Annotated in this window: 21 protein-coding genes; 15 read left to right on the forward strand and 6 right to left on the reverse strand. The window is 68.2% G+C overall.

The window, feature by feature from the left end:
- Positions 1–13: 13 nt before the first annotated feature.
- The 3 genes from NKG96_RS05725 to NKG96_RS05735 all read left to right on the forward strand — a co-directional run bounded on the left by NKG96_RS05725 (position 14) and on the right by NKG96_RS05735 (position 2,168).
- Positions 14–529 carry a GNAT family N-acetyltransferase gene (locus NKG96_RS05725; RefSeq protein WP_254537515.1) on the forward strand — a complete coding sequence of 172 codons (516 nt, stop codon included), beginning with the start codon at positions 14–16 and terminating at the stop codon, positions 527–529.
- A gap of 61 nt (positions 530–590) precedes the next feature.
- Entirely contained in the window at positions 591–794 is a 204-nt protein-coding gene (locus tag NKG96_RS05730) for a hypothetical protein (protein ID WP_254537516.1), read from the forward strand.
- Between the two features lie 231 nt (positions 795–1,025).
- Positions 1,026–2,168: an acyl-CoA dehydrogenase gene (locus tag NKG96_RS05735; protein ID WP_254537517.1), complete on the forward strand. Its 1,143-nt coding sequence runs from the start codon at positions 1,026–1,028 to the stop codon at positions 2,166–2,168.
- 161 nt (positions 2,169–2,329) lie between these two features.
- Here NKG96_RS05735 and NKG96_RS05740 read toward each other — a convergent pair whose 3' ends face one another.
- Together NKG96_RS05740 and NKG96_RS05745 are read right to left on the reverse strand one after the other, a co-directional pair.
- Positions 2,330–2,644, reverse strand: coding sequence for a hypothetical protein (locus tag NKG96_RS05740; RefSeq protein WP_254537518.1), 315 nt, complete (start codon positions 2,642–2,644; stop codon positions 2,330–2,332).
- A 77-nt stretch (positions 2,645–2,721) separates the two neighbouring features.
- Positions 2,722–3,066: a PadR family transcriptional regulator gene (locus NKG96_RS05745; protein ID WP_254537520.1), complete on the reverse strand. Its 345-nt coding sequence runs from the start codon at positions 3,064–3,066 to the stop codon at positions 2,722–2,724.
- A gap of 114 nt (positions 3,067–3,180) precedes the next feature.
- On the opposite strand from NKG96_RS05745, the gene NKG96_RS05750 reads away from it, so the two are divergent.
- The 5 genes from NKG96_RS05750 (at position 3,181) to NKG96_RS05770 (ending at position 7,402) form a co-directional block, all read left to right on the forward strand.
- Complete coding sequence (locus NKG96_RS05750; protein WP_254537521.1) at positions 3,181–3,621, forward strand: VOC family protein; 441 nt, start codon at positions 3,181–3,183, stop codon at positions 3,619–3,621.
- Positions 3,622–3,670: 49 nt separating this feature from the next.
- Positions 3,671–3,970 carry a DUF7111 family protein gene (locus tag NKG96_RS05755; RefSeq protein ID WP_254537522.1) on the forward strand — a complete coding sequence of 100 codons (300 nt, stop codon included), beginning with the start codon at positions 3,671–3,673 and terminating at the stop codon, positions 3,968–3,970.
- Between the two features lie 114 nt (positions 3,971–4,084).
- Positions 4,085–5,257, forward strand: a complete 1,173-nt coding sequence (locus NKG96_RS05760; protein WP_254537523.1) for a thiolase domain-containing protein — start codon at positions 4,085–4,087, stop codon at positions 5,255–5,257.
- On the forward strand, positions 5,254–5,637 hold the full coding sequence (locus NKG96_RS05765; protein ID WP_254537524.1) for a Zn-ribbon domain-containing OB-fold protein: 384 nt from the start codon (positions 5,254–5,256) through the stop codon (positions 5,635–5,637). Before NKG96_RS05760 ends, NKG96_RS05765 begins: the two co-directional genes overlap by 4 nt.
- 55 nt (positions 5,638–5,692) lie before the next feature.
- Positions 5,693–7,402: an acyl-CoA carboxylase subunit beta gene (locus NKG96_RS05770; protein ID WP_254537525.1), complete on the forward strand. Its 1,710-nt coding sequence runs from the start codon at positions 5,693–5,695 to the stop codon at positions 7,400–7,402.
- A gap of 37 nt (positions 7,403–7,439) precedes the next feature.
- On the opposite strand, the gene NKG96_RS05775 is transcribed toward NKG96_RS05770, so the two are convergent.
- Positions 7,440–7,859: a DoxX family membrane protein gene (locus tag NKG96_RS05775; RefSeq protein ID WP_254537526.1), complete on the reverse strand. Its 420-nt coding sequence runs from the start codon at positions 7,857–7,859 to the stop codon at positions 7,440–7,442.
- A 239-nt stretch (positions 7,860–8,098) separates the two neighbouring features.
- Between NKG96_RS05775 and NKG96_RS05780 the strand changes: the two genes are divergently transcribed.
- The gene (locus tag NKG96_RS05780; protein ID WP_254537528.1) at positions 8,099–8,428 is read left to right on the forward strand and encodes a DUF5658 family protein; all 330 of its coding nucleotides are present in this window, start codon (positions 8,099–8,101) and stop codon (positions 8,426–8,428) included.
- A 143-nt stretch (positions 8,429–8,571) separates the two neighbouring features.
- Here NKG96_RS05780 and NKG96_RS05785 read toward each other — a convergent pair whose 3' ends face one another.
- The gene (locus NKG96_RS05785) at positions 8,572–9,027 is read right to left on the reverse strand and encodes a MaoC family dehydratase (RefSeq protein WP_254537529.1); all 456 of its coding nucleotides are present in this window, start codon (positions 9,025–9,027) and stop codon (positions 8,572–8,574) included.
- Positions 9,028–9,093: 66 nt separating this feature from the next.
- Complete coding sequence (locus tag NKG96_RS05790; protein ID WP_254537530.1) at positions 9,094–9,792, reverse strand: hypothetical protein; 699 nt, start codon at positions 9,790–9,792, stop codon at positions 9,094–9,096.
- A gap of 175 nt (positions 9,793–9,967) precedes the next feature.
- Here NKG96_RS05790 and NKG96_RS05795 point away from each other — a divergent pair, with 175 nt between their 5' ends.
- Both NKG96_RS05795 and NKG96_RS05800 read left to right on the forward strand, forming a co-directional pair.
- A complete protein-coding gene (locus NKG96_RS05795; RefSeq protein ID WP_254537531.1) occupies positions 9,968–10,798 on the forward strand; it encodes an HpcH/HpaI aldolase/citrate lyase family protein in 831 nt (276 codons plus the stop codon).
- 81 nt (positions 10,799–10,879) lie between these two features.
- Positions 10,880–12,139, forward strand: coding sequence for a Glu/Leu/Phe/Val family dehydrogenase (locus NKG96_RS05800; RefSeq protein WP_254537533.1), 1,260 nt, complete (start codon positions 10,880–10,882; stop codon positions 12,137–12,139).
- 21 nt (positions 12,140–12,160) lie between these two features.
- Here NKG96_RS05800 and NKG96_RS05805 read toward each other — a convergent pair whose 3' ends face one another.
- Complete coding sequence (locus NKG96_RS05805; RefSeq protein WP_254537534.1) at positions 12,161–12,427, reverse strand: hypothetical protein; 267 nt, start codon at positions 12,425–12,427, stop codon at positions 12,161–12,163.
- A 92-nt stretch (positions 12,428–12,519) separates the two neighbouring features.
- Between NKG96_RS05805 and mvaD the strand changes: the two genes are divergently transcribed.
- The 4 genes from mvaD to NKG96_RS05825 all read left to right on the forward strand — a co-directional run bounded on the left by mvaD (position 12,520) and on the right by NKG96_RS05825 (position 14,790).
- Entirely contained in the window at positions 12,520–13,488 is a 969-nt protein-coding gene (mvaD, locus tag NKG96_RS05810) for a phosphomevalonate decarboxylase MvaD (protein ID WP_254537535.1), read from the forward strand.
- A 108-nt stretch (positions 13,489–13,596) separates the two neighbouring features.
- Complete coding sequence (locus tag NKG96_RS05815; RefSeq protein WP_254537536.1) at positions 13,597–13,965, forward strand: hypothetical protein; 369 nt, start codon at positions 13,597–13,599, stop codon at positions 13,963–13,965.
- A gap of 36 nt (positions 13,966–14,001) precedes the next feature.
- On the forward strand, positions 14,002–14,289 hold the full coding sequence (locus NKG96_RS05820) for a hypothetical protein (RefSeq protein WP_254537537.1): 288 nt from the start codon (positions 14,002–14,004) through the stop codon (positions 14,287–14,289).
- Between the two features lie 111 nt (positions 14,290–14,400).
- A complete protein-coding gene (locus NKG96_RS05825; RefSeq protein WP_254537538.1) occupies positions 14,401–14,790 on the forward strand; it encodes a hypothetical protein in 390 nt (129 codons plus the stop codon).
- Positions 14,791–14,874: the final 84 nt, after the last annotated feature.

The raw sequence follows: 14,874 nt of genomic DNA on the forward strand, positions 1-14,874 counted from the left end.
CACGAGCATAGACGTGTTTCCAGAATTTCACGTACGTCGGTACCGGCCGACCGACGCCGGGGCGGTGTGGGCCGTCCACGAGGCGGCGGTCCGCGACGCCCTCCCGGCGTTCGACCCGGTGGCCGACGCCGACCTGCACCACGTCGAAGAGACGTACTTCCCCGAGGGGGAGTTCCTCGTCGGCGAGGTGCCCGCGGGCCTGTGGACCGCGAGGGGGCCGAGTCCGAGCGACCAGCAGGGGAGCACCCGCATCGTCGCCACGGGGGGCGTCCTCCCCGTCGGGGGGTGGACTGCCGAACTCACCGGCCTGCGGGTCGACCCGTCGTACCAGTGCCGGGGGTTCGGCCGTCGCCTGACCGAGGCGCTCGAACGGGCCGCCCGCCGGCGCGGGTTCCGGCGCGTCGTCATCGACACGAGCGAACCGCTCGCCGCCCGTCGGCTGTGCGAGTCGCTGGACTACGAGGAGTACCGGCAGGGGCCCCTCCGGCCGGGTGCCGCGCCGGTCCGCTGCTACACCAAGGCGCTCTGAGTCGCGGGCGGGGGCACCTGCGGGCTGCGACCTTTTGTCCTCGGGGACCAGACCGGACTGTATGGGACTCTCAGAGATCCTCTCGTCGAAGAACACGCGGACGCTGAGCGCGCTGTCGACGCTCGTGCAGGCCGGTCTCGCGCTGTACCGGGGGAACACGAAGGTCGCGGCACTCCTCGTCGGCGCGGCGGTGCTCTCCTACCGGACGTCGTGGGTCGGGATGGTCGCGCAGGTGGCCATCCAGCTCTACCAGCGGATGCGGTGAACCAGCAAACAGTCACACCCTTTTCGGTGTCTCTGGCGGGTTCACGTGATTCGAACGAGAAATACCTCGACGAGGAGGAGGAAAGCGGGAGCAGAATCGACCCGGCGAGTCGGGAGAGAATATCGATGCCACAGATCGGTTTGTGCCATCATGGGACACGATTCGGCGTAGGGAGGATAAGCCTCGGGGCGCGGTGATAACAGTCAAGTCCGCACCGCCCCGACGCCGGGTATGGACTTCAGCCTCTCGCCAGAACAGAAACAGATCGAGGACATGGTGTCCGACTTCGTCGACGAGGAGGTCGTTCCGGTCGCGGCCGACATCGACGAGAACGACGAGTTCCCCGCGGACCTCGTCGGCGAGATGGCCGACCTCGGCCTCATGGGGATGCCGTTCCCCGAGGAGTACGGCGGCGCGGGTCTGGACTACCACTCCTACGCCATCGGCCTCTCCGAGATCGCCCGGGGGTCGGGCGGTCTGGGCACCATCGTCGCCGCCCACATCTCGCTGGCGGGCAACATGGTCTACGAGTTCGGGGACGAAGCGCAGAAACAGGAGTACCTCACACCCCTCGCGGAGGGGTCCGACATCGGGGCGTTCGCGCTCTCGGAACCGCAGGCCGGCAGCGACGTGCCCGCGATGGGCACCACCGCCGAGAAGGAGGGAGACGAGTACGTCATCAACGGGAACAAGCTCTGGATCTCTAACGGGAGCGTCGCGGACACCGTCACGCTGTTCGCCAAGACGGACCCCGACGCGGGCAACAAGGGCATCTCCTCCTTCATCGTCCGCCCCGAGGAGGACGACGGCTTCTTCGTGGAGGGGACGGAGCACAAGATGGGCGACAAGGGCTGTCCGACCGCCGAACTCCGCTTCGACGACCTGCGCATCCCCGAAGAGCGCCGGCTGGGCGAGGAGGGCCGCGGGTTCGTCCACGCCCTGAAGACGCTCAACGGCGGGCGCATCACCATCGCCGCCCGCGGCGTCGGCATCGCGCAGGCCGCCCTCGACGAGGCCCTGCGCTACAGCCAGGACAGAGAGCAGTTCGGCCAGCCCATCAGCGAGTTTCAGGCCATCCAGCACAAACTCGCCGACATGGACACGAAACTGCAGGCCGCCCGCCTGCTCATGCACCAGGCCGCCGACAGGAAGATTCGCGGCGAGAACTTCGTCAAGGAGGCCGCACAGGCGAAGCTCTACGCCTCCGAGATATCCCGCGAGGTCGCAAACGAGGGCATCCAGATCCACGGCGGCTACGGCTACACGAAGGACTTCCCCGCAGAACGGTTCTACCGCGACGCGAAGCTCAACGAGATTTACGAGGGGACCAGCGAGGTCCTGCGCAACACTATCGCCGCCCAGTTGCTGAACTGAGCGGGTGAGCCTCCTCGACGCCTCCCTCCAGTACAAGGTCGGTCTGCTCACCGCGACGGCCCTCGCCGTCGTCGGGGGACTGCCCGTCGCACTCGTCGCCCTGCGGGTCGCGCGCACGGGCTGAAACCGCGTCTGCTCCGTCTGTTTCCCGTCTCGCGCACTCAGTCGTCAGCTATCGTGTAGAGCAGGTCCGAGAGCCGTCGGTCTGTGAACCGAAGCCAGACGAGCGTGCTACACACCCCGCCGACGAGGAAGGTGACGTCGGCCACCGCCTCGACGGCCTCACGCACGAGCAACTGGGTCGCCAGCGGCGGTCCTCCCCCGGCGCGCCCGAGGCGGGCGAGCAGTGCGTCCAGCAGCAGTGCGTCGAATACGGCGACGGCTCCCGCGACCACCGCGACCACCCAGAGCAGGAGGGTGACGCCGGTTCCGCCCGCCTCCACGATGTCGTCCAGTCGTCGGAGCGTCTCTCGCATGGGGCGTCTGGTCCCGACTCCCCACTTGAACCCTCGCCCCGTACGTTGCCGGACCGCGCACACCGGGAGCCTGAACGCTACTCGTCGGCGTCGGAGTCGTTCCTCCGTTCCCTGCCGTCGTCGTCGTCACTATCACCATCCCCCTTCCCCGCCTCGACGCACCCCGAGAGCCACTCGTGGTGGTCGAGTAGTCGCCGCTCACCCTGTTCGGTCAGCGCGTACACGTCGTGGAGGCCGTCTGCGCGCTTCTCGACGTGGCCCGCCGAGACGAGGGCGTCCATCCGGTCGTAGAACCGCTTCGGGTCGAGTTGCAGGTCGTAGTGCCGTTCGAGGTGCGTCTTGAGCGCCTGCCCGCGCAGTTCACCGCCCCGGTAGAGGAGCGCGCAGATGTCCCGGCGCGTGCCGCTCTCCAGCCACTTCATGGCGGTGTGTCGGGAAGCGACGACTCGTGCCTTGCGCTTCGCGCAGGCCGACCCGTTCACTACCGCCCCGCTCGGCGCGACCTTTTGTCCTCGGAAAGCCAACAGTAACCGACCATGCTGACCGGCATCACCCACGTGACGGTCCTCGTCGAGGACCAGGACGAGGCGCTCGACTACTACACCGGGACCCTCGGCTTCGAGAAGCGCGATGACGTCCCGACCCCGGACGGCCGGTGGCTGACCGTCGGCCTCCCGCACACGGACTTCCCACAGCTCGTCCTCATGGGCGCGGACGACGACGCCCAGCGCGAGGCGGTCGGTCGGCAGGTCCCCGGCTACACCGCGTTCGTGCTCACCACCGACGATTGCCGGAAGGAGTACGAACGGCTCTCGGCGGCCGGCGTCGCCTTCGAGGGACAGCCCACCGAACAGCCGTGGGGCGTGGAGGTGTACTTCGAGGACCTGTACGGCAACCGGTTCGACCTGCTCGAACCCCACGAGATGGACGAGGCGGCGATGGCGGCGCTCGCCGAGGGGACGGACCCCGCGGCCTGAGTCGGGGAGAACCGATAGACGGGTAGGGCGGCCACCCCTACGCCGCGCCATGAGCGACGACAGGGACGACGCGGACGCCACGACGACGGCGACGGCGGGCGACGTCACCGCCACCTACTACGAGACGGACGGCGAACGCGTGCTGACCTTCGACCGGGAGGGTCGGACGGCCGCCATCGCCCAGAACCTCGACGGCTACGCCATGTTGAAGGTCCGACCGACGCCGGACGGCGACGAACTCGAACGCTACTACGGCTTCGACATGGCACTGGACCACGCCGCCGAACTCCTCGGCGTGGGCGTGAACGACCTGCCGGTCCCCGACGCCGCGAGCGACATGGGGATGTGATTCGGCGGACTCGATCGAACTCGACCGCCGTCGATAGCCCGCACGACGACTGTCGCGCACGCGAGACGTGCCACTGACGGCAGACATATAGGGCGGAACCGAATACGTGAGGTCATGTCAGGGGTACGAGTCGCCGGCACCGGCCTGACGAAGTTCGGGCAGTTCCCCGAACGGACCGGCCGCGACCTGTTCGCGGAGGCCGGACTGGCGGCTATCGACGAGGCGGGCATCGACCCGACGGCGGTCGAACACCTGTACTTCGGGAATTTCATGGGCGAACTCGCGGAGCATCAGGGCCACCAGGGACCGCTGATGGCCGAGGCAATCGGCGTCACCGCGCCCGCGACGCGACTGGAGACGGCCTGCGCGTCCGCCGGGGTGGCGGTCCGCGAGGCGGTCAAGACCGTCCGCTCGGGCGAGGCCGACGTGGTCGTCGCCGGCGGGATGGAGCGCATGACCAACCTCGGGACGGCCCGCGCGACGGAGGGACTGGCCATCGCGGCCGACGACCTCTACGAGATTCGCGGGGGCATGACGTTCCCCGCCGCCTACGCGCTGATGGCGCAGGCGTACTTCGACGAGTTCGGCGGGGACGCCGAGGACCTCGCGCACGTCGCGGTGAAGAACCACGACAACGCCCTCCCGAACGAACACGCCCAGTTCCGCAACGCCATCACCGTCGAGGACGTCCTCGACGCGCCGCGCATCGCGGACCCCATCGGCCTCTACGACGCCTGCCCCATCACGGACGGTGCGGCGGCCATCGTCGTCGTCAGCGAGGACTTCGCGGACCGCGAGGGCATCGACGCCGGCGTCGCGGTCACCGGGTCCGGACAGGGCGGCGACAACCTCGCCCTGCAGGACCGGAAGCACCTCGCGCGGAGTCCCGCCGCGACGAAGGCCGCCGAGATGGCCTACGAGGACGCGGACATCGGCCCCGAGGACGTCGACGTCGCGGAGGTCCACGACTGTTTCACCATCGCGGAGGTCATGGCCATCGAGTCGCTCGGCTTCTACGAACCCGGCGAGGGAATCGGCGCGGCCCGGCGCGGTGAGACCACTCGCGACGGAGATTTACCAGTCAATCTCTCGGGCGGTCTGAAGGCGAAGGGCCACCCGGTCGGCGCGACGGGCGTCGCACAGATCGTCGCCGTCACGCGCCTCCTGCGCGGCGACCACCCGCGCTCGCCGGACATCCCCACGCCGAAAATCGGCGTCGCCCACAACGCGGGTGGGACCGTCGCGAGTGCGACCGTCCACGTGCTAGAGGAGGTGAGCGACGAATGAGCGACCGAGTCCGCGACGAGGGGTACGACGACCTCTTGGACGCCATCGAGGCCGGCGAGGGCTACTATCTGGAGTGCGCCGAGGGCCACGGGATGCTTCCGCCGCGACGGGTCTGCCCGCACTGCGGGTCCCGCGAACTCTCGGACGAACCGCTCCCCGACTCGGGCACCGTCGCGACGTACACCGTCGTCCGCGTCGCCGCGCCGCAGTTCGCCGAGGACACGCCCTACACGACGGCCGTGGTCGACTTCGGCCCCGTTCGAGTGACCGGCATCGTCGACGCCGACCCCGAGGACGTGAAGACCGGCACGACCGTCGGCGTCGGCGTCGGCGAGTCCGTCACGGAGCGGGCGCGGGTCATCGAGTTCACGCCCCGGTAGTCGGACCCCCCCAAACAAGACAACCGTTTTCACGTCCCTCCGCGCACCGGGGAGCATGAAGGTGCGCATCGCGAAGGGCGCGAGCGACGAGGAGGCCCGAGCCATCGCCGCCGTACTCGCCCGCCACGCCGTCGAGGCAGTCGAGGTGTACGTCGGTGCGGACGACGACCCCGCCGTCGTCCACGACGCCGACCGGGTCGGTGACGCCGTCCCCAACGACGACATCGGTCCCACTCAGCGGGAAATCGACCTGCTGGAGGAGATAGCGGCCATCGAACAGGGTGGTCCCGAGAAGTACAAGGAGCGACTGCCCGACCAGGGCAAACTGTTCGTCCGGGACCGACTGGACCTCTGGTTCGAGGACGGACTGCTCTTCGAAGACGGCAAGTTCGCCGAGTTCGACGCCGAGGACCGCATCCCCGCGGACGGCCTGTTGACCGGCGCGGCCGACTTCGAGGGCCGCGAGGTCCACTTCATGGCCAACGACTTCACCGTCAAGGCGGGGTCGATGGCCGCCAAGGGCGTCGAGAAGTTCCTCCGGATGCAACAGCGCGCGCTGAAGACCGCGAAACCCGTCCTCTACCTGATGGACTCCTCGGGGGGTCGCATCGACCAGCAGACGGGCTTCTTCGCCAACCGCGAGGGAATCGGGAAGTACTACTACAACCACTCGATGCTCTCCGGGCGAGTCCCGCAGATATGCGTCCTCTACGGGCCGTGTATCGCGGGTGCGGCGTACACGCCCGTCTTCGCCGACTTCACCATCATGGTCGAGGGGATGTCCGCGATGGCCATCGCCTCCCCGCGGATGGTGAAGATGGTCACCGGCGAGGACATCTCGATGGAGGACCTCGGCGGCCCGGAGGTCCACACCCGCCACTCGGGCAGCGCGGACCTCGTCGCCCGCGACGAGGAACACGCCCGCGAACTCGTCGCTCAACTGGTGAGCTACCTCCCGAACAACTCCGACGAGAAGCCGCCGCGCGCCGAACCGAAGGCGCCCGCCGAGTCGCCGATGGGCATCGACCGCGTCATCCCCGAGGAACCGAACCGGGGCTACGACATGCGTGACCTCGTCGACCGGGTCGTGGACGCCGACTCCTACTTCGAACTCCAACCGGAGTACGGCCCCGAGATCCTCACCGCGTTCGCGCGCATCGACGGCCGACCGGTCGGCATCGTCGCCAACCAGCCCGCCGCGCGCGCGGGGGCAATCTTCCCCGACGCCGCCGAGAAGGCCGCCGAGTTCATCTGGAAGTGCGACGCGTTCAACGTCCCGCTCCTCTACCTCGCGGACACGCCCGGCTTCATGGCCGGGTCCGGCGTCGAGAAGGAGGGCATCTTGGAGAAGGGCAAGAAGATGATCTACGCCACCTCCTCGGCGACGGTGCCGAAACAGTGCGTCGTCGTGCGCAAGGCCTACGGCGCGGGCATCTACGCCATGTCCGGCCCCGCCTACGACCCCGAGAGCACCATCGGCCTTCCCTCCGGAGAGATCGGGATCATGGGTCCCGAGGCGGCCATCAACGCCGTCTACGCGAACAAGCTCAACGCCATCGACGACCCCGAGGAACGGGCGAAACTGGAGGCGGAACTCCGCGAGGAGTACCGACAGGACATCGACGTCCATCGGATGGCCAGCGAGATGGTCATCGACGACATCGTCGCGCCCTCCTCGCTGCGCGAGGAACTCGCCAACCGCTTCGCGTTCTACGAGACGGTCGAGAAGGACCTCCCCGACAAGAAACACGGCACGGTCCTGTAGCGCCGTCCCCTTCGTCGGGTCCGCGTACGGACTCATCTCAGTCCCGCAACGCCGCCACCGCGACGGCCAACGCCAGTCCCGCCAGTCCCACGTCGCGGGCGAGGACGTCCCCGAACCGCCCCGAGAGCGCCCAGACGACGGCGAGGTAGCCGACCGTCGCCGTGAGTGAGACGGCCGCTACGCCCGCCGCGAACGCCGTGTAGCGGTCCGCGAGGATGGCGAGGCCGAAACCGACTTCGAGGACGCCGTTGACGAGCATGAACGTCTCCGGCGAGACGACGAGCCACGGCGCCAGCCAGTCGGTCACGTAGACCGCCCACGCGCCGGGGTCGAGCACCTTGTGCACCCCCGCGAGGAGGACCATCGCGCCGAGGGCGACCCGCGAGAGTGTCGTGGGGGCCGGCCCGTCGCGTGCGAGCGCCCGCGACCTCTCGACGGCGCGTTCGAACGTGTCCATCACCTTCCCCGACGGGTTCCGGGGCCAAAGGCCGACCGGTCCCCCTCCCCTAACCGGCCGTTATCGGCGCGCTTCGCCGTGTTACCGCGCGGCTTACCGTCGCCGGCGGTCCTGTAGGTGGGCGGTAACAATAGCTCGGGATGACGTTCCCCGTCGTACGGAGGTCCCACCCGTCACCCGGACCGCGGGACCAGCCATCGCTCACCATGCCCACGTCCCACACCGAAACGCACGACGCCGTGACCACCTCACAGTGGTTCCTCGACGGCGCGGCACGCTACGAACGGATACTCTGGGCCGTCGCCGTCCTCGCGATGGTCCTCGACATCGCGCTCACCGCCTACGGCCTGCGTCTCGGCCTGACCGAGATGAATCCCGTCGCCGCGGGCATCATCGCCGACTACGGGGTCCTCGGGATGACAGCGATGAAATTCGCGGGCTTCGCCGTCGCCATCGTCGGGTGGTACGTCGTCCCGCGCGACGTCGCCCCGTTCGTCCCGCTCGCCCTCGCCACGCCGTGGCTCCTCGCCGCGGGCATCAACGTCGTGATGATTGCGAGCGTTCTCTAGAGCACCGATTTCCTCGGCGCGGCTTCGCCGCGCCTGCGGGAACCCCTCGGCGCAAAACCCTCTCCCAGCAAGCACGGCTTCTGGGAGTCTACGGGACGCTCCGCATCTCACAATGGCACGGAAAACGGCCGCCACCAGTTCGACTACTCCGCGTTCTCGCGCTTCAGCGACAGCACCGTCCGGTCGAACTCGCAGACCAGTTCGTCGTCCTGGTTGAACGCCTCGACGTGCATCGTGACGAGGCCGCGTTCACCGTCGCTCGTCTCGCGCTTGTCGGTCACCGTCGACTGCGCGCGGATGGTGTCGCCGTGAAAGACGGGTGTCGGGTGCTGGACGTCGTCGTACGAGAGGTTGGCGACGATGGTGCCGTCCGTCGTCTCGGGGATGGAGACGCCGACGGCGAGCGCCATCGTGTAGATGCCGTTGACGAGACGCTCGCCGAACTGCGTCTCGGCGGCGAACTCCTCGTCGAGGTGGAGCGGTTGCTGGTTCATCGTCATGTCACAGAAGCGCTGGTTGTCGCTCTCGCTGACCGTCCGTCGGGTGCGGTGCTCGATGGTCTCGCCGACCTCGAACTCCTCGTAGTACAGTCCGGGCATCGCTGTCTGCGGACTCCCCCGGGCGGGGGAAAGCCGTTGCGCTCGACTCGATTCGATTCGGCGCCGCTACCCGTCGAGCAGGGCCGCGAGGGCGTCGACGTGTCCCCACCCGACGACGGCGACGACGCTCCCCTCCCGCCGGAGGGCGTCGAGGTGGCGGGCCATCCGTTCCTCCCGGGCCGCGTTCGTGACTCGCTGGGCGGGCGGCGACACCGTCGCCCCGAGGAGCGTCGCACACTTCCGGACGTGCGCGCGTTCGTTCGCTGCCTGCTCCGCGGGCGGGTCTTCGATGGTACAGTCGTACGTCGCCTCGGGTTCGACGGCCGGGGTGCGTCCCCTGACCCGGTGTTCGAGCGACCGCCGCACCACGCCGGTCAGATTCCGGACGACGGTGCAGACGGTTCCTCGATCGACGCGTTCCGCGACGAGACGGCGGGCCAGCGAGGTGAGGAACGGGCCGTCGACGGCGTCGATACCGACGTGACGCGCCCCGGGCGCTCCCGCCATCGCCGCGCTCATCTCGTCGTCCGACCGGCCCGCGCGGAACGCGGGCAGCGCCGTCGGCGACAGTTCGAGGGCGAGGACGCCGGGGCGGACGGCGGCCGCGACGGCCCGCGCCCGGTAGGCGCTGGCCGGGTGGCCGTGGACGGTCCCGACGAGGTAGAGCGGGCGGTCCTCCCCGACCCGGCGGACGAACTCCGGGTCGACTCGCGGGTCGGGGTGGTCGATGCCCGGATCCGGCGAGGCGTGGTCGGTGTCTGCCATGTGTGTGCTGCCCGTCGACCGGACGTCCGTCGAACCGAGCGCGGACACGGGGATTCGCGTACCGTCTACGGGTGTCGTGCCGGCCCGGGTGCGTGGCTAGTTGTATGGTACCACGCTACCGGCGCGCGGCGACGTCGAGACGAACGTTCAACACCCCCCGGACGCATCTCCGACCATGCCCCGACGAAGCGTGCTGTTCTCTCCGGGCGACAAGCCCGACCTGATGCGGAAGGCCCCCGGTACCGGCGCGGACGTGATCGTCTTCGACCTCGAGGACGCCGTGGCGCCCGAACGGAAGGACGCCGGCCGCGATGCGGTCAGCGAGGTGCTCACGGACCCCGACTTCGACCCGGACTGCGAGGTGTGCGTCCGCGTCTCGGTCGCCGAGGCCCCCGCGGACCTCGACGCGGTGTTGCGTGACGACCCCCGAATCGACGCCGTGATGCTCCCGAAGGCGGAGTCCGGCGCGGACGTGGACGGCCTCGCCGCCCTCCTCGCCGAACGCGACGCCGACCTGCCCGTCTTCGCCCTCTGCGAGACGGCGGCGGGCGTCCTCCACGCCGAGGACGTCGCGGCCGCGGACGCCACCACCGCGGTCTGTTTCGGCGCGGAGGATCTCTCGGCGGACATCGGCGCGAACCGCACCCGGGAGGGGACGGAGGTGCTCTACGCGCGCGAACACGTCGTCCTCGCGGCGAGCGCGGCGGGTGTCGACGCCCTCGACACCGTCTTCACCGACATCGAGGACACGGACGGCCTCGGCGAGGAGACGAACTTCGCCCGCGACCTGGGCTACGACGGGAAGCTACTCATCCACCCCGCGCAGGTGCCGGTCGTCAACGAGGCGTTCACGCCGAGCGACGAACAGGTAGCGTGGGCGCGACGGGTGCTCGCGGCCCGCGACGACCACGACGGCGAGGGCGTCTTCCGGGTCGACGGCGAGATGATCGACGCACCGCTCATCGCCCGGGCGGAGCGAGTCCTCGAGCGGGCGGGCGGGGACTGAGCCCGGTCGGTCTGGTGTGTCTCGGCACGACCGATGCGCGCCTCCGACATACTTAACCGGCGACTCTTCGACGGAGGGTGTATGTCCGACGAGGCAAACCCGTTCGAGAGCCTCCAGGAGCAGATCGACGACGCCGCTGCTCATCTGGACGTCCGCGAGGACGTGCTCGAACGACTCAAACACCCCGAACGAATCCTCGAGACGAACCTCACGATCGAACTCGACGACGGGTCGCTGGAGACGTTCAAGGCGTTCCGCTCGCAGTTCAACGGCGATCGCGGCCCCTACAAGGGCGGCATCCGCTATCACCCCGGCGTCTCCCGCGACGAGGTGAAGGCGCTCTCGGGGTGGATGGTCTACAAGACGGCCATCGTCGACATCCCCTACGGCGGCGGGAAGGGCGGCATCGTCATCGACCCGCGCGAGTACTCTGACGCGGAGGTCGAACGCGTCACCCGCTCGTTCGCGACGGAACTGCGTCCCATCATCGGCGAGAACAAGGACATCCCCGCGCCGGACGTCAACACCGGCCAGCGGGAGATGAACTGGATCAAGGACACCTACGAGAAACTGGAGAACACGACCGCGCCGGGCGTCATCACGGGCAAGGCGCTCGACTCCGGCGGCTCTGCTGGCCGCGTCGAGGCCACCGGTCGCTCGACGATGCTCACCGCCCGCGAGGCGTTCCAGTACCTCGGAAAGGACATCGAGGGGGCCAGCGTCGCCGTGCAGGGCTACGGCAACGCCGGGTCCGTCGCGGCCCGCCTCATCGAGGAGGAACTCGATGGGCGGGTCGTCGCCGTCAGCGACTCCTCGGGAGCCATCTACAACGAGGACGGCTTCGACGCCGCCGCCGCGAAGGACCACAAGGACGAGACCGGTTCCGTCACGGGCTTCGAGGGCGCGGAGGAGGAACTGACGAACGAGGAACTGCTCACCCTCGACGTCGACCTCCTCGTCCCCGCCGCACTGGAGAACGCCATCGACGCCGACATCGCCGAGGACGTGCGGGCGGACGTCGTCGTGGAGGCCGCGAACGGTCCCATCACGCCCGACGCCGACGACATCCTCACCGAGAGCGAAGTGGAGGTGTTCCCCGACATCCTCGCGAACGCGGGTGGTGTCACCGTGAGCTACTTCGAGTGGGTCCAGAACCGCCAGCGCTTCTACTGGACCGAGGAACGCGTCAACGACGAACTCGAACGCGTCATCACCGAGGCGTTCGACGCTCTCACGGACGCCTACGAGGAGAACGACCTCTCGAACTTCCGGACCGCGGCCTACGTCGTCGCCATCCGGCGCGTCGTCGACGCCTTCCAGCAGGGCGGGAGCTGGCCGTAACGTCTCTCGTTTCCCGCGAACTCAGTCCTCGAACCGTCTCGTCCCCACCACGGGCCACCCCGTGATTGCGAGGGTGAACGCGACGTACCCGCCGACCAGCGGGAGCGTCGTCGTCACGAACGCGCTCAGGACCCAGCGCCCGACGAACCGCGCCAGTCCCGCCTCGTCGTTCACCCGGTCGGAGTCGTATCCGGCGACGAGCGAGGTGTCGCCGCGGTAGACCGCCCACCCGAACAGCGCGGTGGTCGCCGCCGAGAACAGCAGGACGGCGCTGACGGCGAAGTTCACGGGAAGTGGTGGCACGCCGACCGGCTTCCCGGTTGCGGTGGTACACCGGCAGACAACGCAACTACAAAGGCCCGGCCCGCGGACCCTCGGGTATGAAAGCCACCGCACGAGCCCACCCGATTCAGGGACTCGTGAAGTACCACGGGATGCGCGACCCGGAGCTTCGACTCCCCTACCACGACTCCATCAGCGTCTGTACCGCCTCCTCGAACACCACCACGACCGTCGAGTTCGACGAGTCGCTGGAGGGGGACCGCATCGTCATCGATGGCGAGGAGGCCACCGGTCGAGGCCGCGAACGCGTCGAACTCGTAGTGGAGCACGTCCGCGACCTCGCCGGAATCGACCACCCCGTACGCTTCGAGAGCGAGTCGTCGTTCCCGACGAACATCGGCTTCGGCTCCTCCTCGTCGGGCTTTGCCGCCGCCGCGATGGCCCTCTGTGGGGCCGCCGGACTGGACATGACCCGACCCGAGATCTCGACCGTCGCCCGCCGAGGCTCGTCCTCGGCAGCGCGCGCGGTGACGGGCGCGTTCTCCATCCTCCACACCGGCCTGAACGACGAGGACTGCAGGGCCGAGCGGCTGGCGACCGACCTGGAGGACGACCTGCGAATCGTCGCCTGCGAGGTGCCCGCCTACAAGGAGACCGAGGAGGCCCACAAGGAGGCCGCGGACAGCCACATGTTCGAGGCGCGGATGGCCCACATCCACGGCCAGATAGCCGAGATGCGCGACGCCCTCCGCCGGGCGGACTTCGACGACGCCTTCGAACTCGCCGAACACGACTCGCTGTCGCTCGCGGCGACGACCATGACCGGCCCCGCCGGGTGGGTGTACTGGCAGCCGACGACGCTCGAAATCTTCGAGGCGGTGCGCGGGATGCGCGAGGACGGCGTCCCGGTCTACTTCTCGACGGACACGGGGGCGTCGGTGTACGTCAACACGACGGCGGAGTACGTCGACCGCGTCGAGGGCGAACTGAGCGACCTCGCCCCGACGCGGGTGTGGGAAGTGGGTGGGCCGGCACGAATCCTCGACGAGGACGAGGCGCTGTTCTGAGCGAAAGGTCGGCCGTCGCGTCCGTCGGCGGCGACTGGTAGACAGAGAGTGTGGGTCTATCATTATTATACACGGAAAGTACCTGATTGCTGAACAGAGTTCGTCTCTATGGATTGGCTCGGTCGGGGGTGGTCGCTCACGAGGCGTCAGCACCTCGGCCTTCGTCTCGCGGTCGCCGTACTGCTCATCGCGAACCCGATGTACATCGGCCTCTTCAACCTCGACCTCTCTGGGTATCGTTACTCGGTCGAACCGGTCGGCATCGAAGACGGGCGCATCACCGTCGCGAACGACGGACTCCCCGACACCGCGTTTCAGTTCATCGATTGTTCGAGCTGGCTGATTTCGACAAAGTGCGCGTACGAGCGAAGCCGCGTCCAAGCCGGACTGCTCTCCCTCAACGAGACGTATCCGAACGTCCGGGGCGATGCCTCGTACGTCTATCATCCCGTAGACGGTGAACCGATGTACTACTAGCGGCTGACGGACCGGCTGGCAGGTAACAGTACAATCGTGCTCGACCCCGTCGACGAGCAGGCGGTTCTCGATGCCATCGCCGTCCGCGACTCCCGGCTACCGCTCCGGCTTCGAGCGGCGCTTCTCGTCGGCGGACTCAGGACGGACGAACCGCTCCCGGAAGCGAACCGTATCATCGCGACCGACGACGGCTACGTAGTGTTCAGCGAAACCGGTCGTCAGTTCCTCAGTAGTGGTGAGAACGTCGAAACTGGTCTGTCCGGTCTCGGTGTGCTGCTGGGCGTCGCTCTGTTACGAACCGTGTATCGACGACTACCGGAGTGAACCACTCGCGAGGCGCGTCGAACGATACATAGAGAGCGTGCGTGGGTTTATCGCTCGCGTAGTTACGTTTTCTCGGGAACAACCTATGCCGCGATACGCAAAGAGTGTCGTATGCCCTCCACTCGTCGACAGTTTCTCCGTGCAGGTACCGGAGGAATCGCCGCGCTTGCTGGGTGCTCGGCCGTCTCCGGCCCACAGCAATCGCTCCGGATGATAGTCATCAACAATTCGGAGGAACGCCATCGATTCCACCTCCTCATCGAGGACGGTGGAGACGAACTGATTCGTCAGTATCTCGAAATGCCTGCCGCGGAGTCGCCCGTTGCCCCCGCGATGGAGACGACGATCGCACTCGAGGAACTGCCTGACGGAACCCACCTCGACGTTACAGCGTGGGTCAGGAACGGCCCACGAGAAACCGCACCACTGACGCTGGACTGTAGCAACGACTTCGCAGGCGACGCGCTGACTGCTCGGATTGTCGACTCCGACACTGTGTGATTACGCCGGGTCACCGAAGACGGGTCGTGCTACACGCGAGACTTTTCGATTGCTGACGAGTCGACGTGGGGAGATAACGAATCG

Origin of the sequence: Halomarina litorea, assembly GCF_024227715.1 — an archaeon.
Lineage (GTDB): Archaea > Halobacteriota > Halobacteria > Halobacteriales > Haloarculaceae > Halomarina > Halomarina litorea.

Coding starts and splice junctions, on each gene's coding strand:
- NKG96_RS05730 (WP_254537516.1), top strand. CDS start 591: ATGGGACTCTCAGAGATCCTCTCGTCGAAGAACACGCGGACGCTGAGC.
- NKG96_RS05735 (WP_254537517.1), top strand. CDS start 1,026: ATGGACTTCAGCCTCTCGCCAGAACAGAAACAGATCGAGGACATGGTG.
- NKG96_RS05740 (WP_254537518.1), bottom strand. CDS start 2,644: ATGCGAGAGACGCTCCGACGACTGGACGACATCGTGGAGGCGGGCGGA.
- NKG96_RS05745 (WP_254537520.1), bottom strand. CDS start 3,066: ATGAAGTGGCTGGAGAGCGGCACGCGCCGGGACATCTGCGCGCTCCTC.
- NKG96_RS05750 (WP_254537521.1), top strand. CDS start 3,181: ATGCTGACCGGCATCACCCACGTGACGGTCCTCGTCGAGGACCAGGAC.
- NKG96_RS05755 (WP_254537522.1), top strand. CDS start 3,671: ATGAGCGACGACAGGGACGACGCGGACGCCACGACGACGGCGACGGCG.
- NKG96_RS05760 (WP_254537523.1), top strand. CDS start 4,085: ATGTCAGGGGTACGAGTCGCCGGCACCGGCCTGACGAAGTTCGGGCAG.
- NKG96_RS05765 (WP_254537524.1), top strand. CDS start 5,254: ATGAGCGACCGAGTCCGCGACGAGGGGTACGACGACCTCTTGGACGCC.
- NKG96_RS05770 (WP_254537525.1), top strand. CDS start 5,693: ATGAAGGTGCGCATCGCGAAGGGCGCGAGCGACGAGGAGGCCCGAGCC.
- NKG96_RS05775 (WP_254537526.1), bottom strand. CDS start 7,859: ATGGACACGTTCGAACGCGCCGTCGAGAGGTCGCGGGCGCTCGCACGC.
- NKG96_RS05785 (WP_254537529.1), bottom strand. CDS start 9,027: ATGCCCGGACTGTACTACGAGGAGTTCGAGGTCGGCGAGACCATCGAG.
- NKG96_RS05790 (WP_254537530.1), bottom strand. CDS start 9,792: ATGGCAGACACCGACCACGCCTCGCCGGATCCGGGCATCGACCACCCC.
- NKG96_RS05795 (WP_254537531.1), top strand. CDS start 9,968: ATGCCCCGACGAAGCGTGCTGTTCTCTCCGGGCGACAAGCCCGACCTG.
- NKG96_RS05800 (WP_254537533.1), top strand. CDS start 10,880: ATGTCCGACGAGGCAAACCCGTTCGAGAGCCTCCAGGAGCAGATCGAC.
- mvaD (WP_254537535.1), top strand. CDS start 12,520: ATGAAAGCCACCGCACGAGCCCACCCGATTCAGGGACTCGTGAAGTAC.
- NKG96_RS05815 (WP_254537536.1), top strand. CDS start 13,597: ATGGATTGGCTCGGTCGGGGGTGGTCGCTCACGAGGCGTCAGCACCTC.
- NKG96_RS05825 (WP_254537538.1), top strand. CDS start 14,401: ATGCCCTCCACTCGTCGACAGTTTCTCCGTGCAGGTACCGGAGGAATC.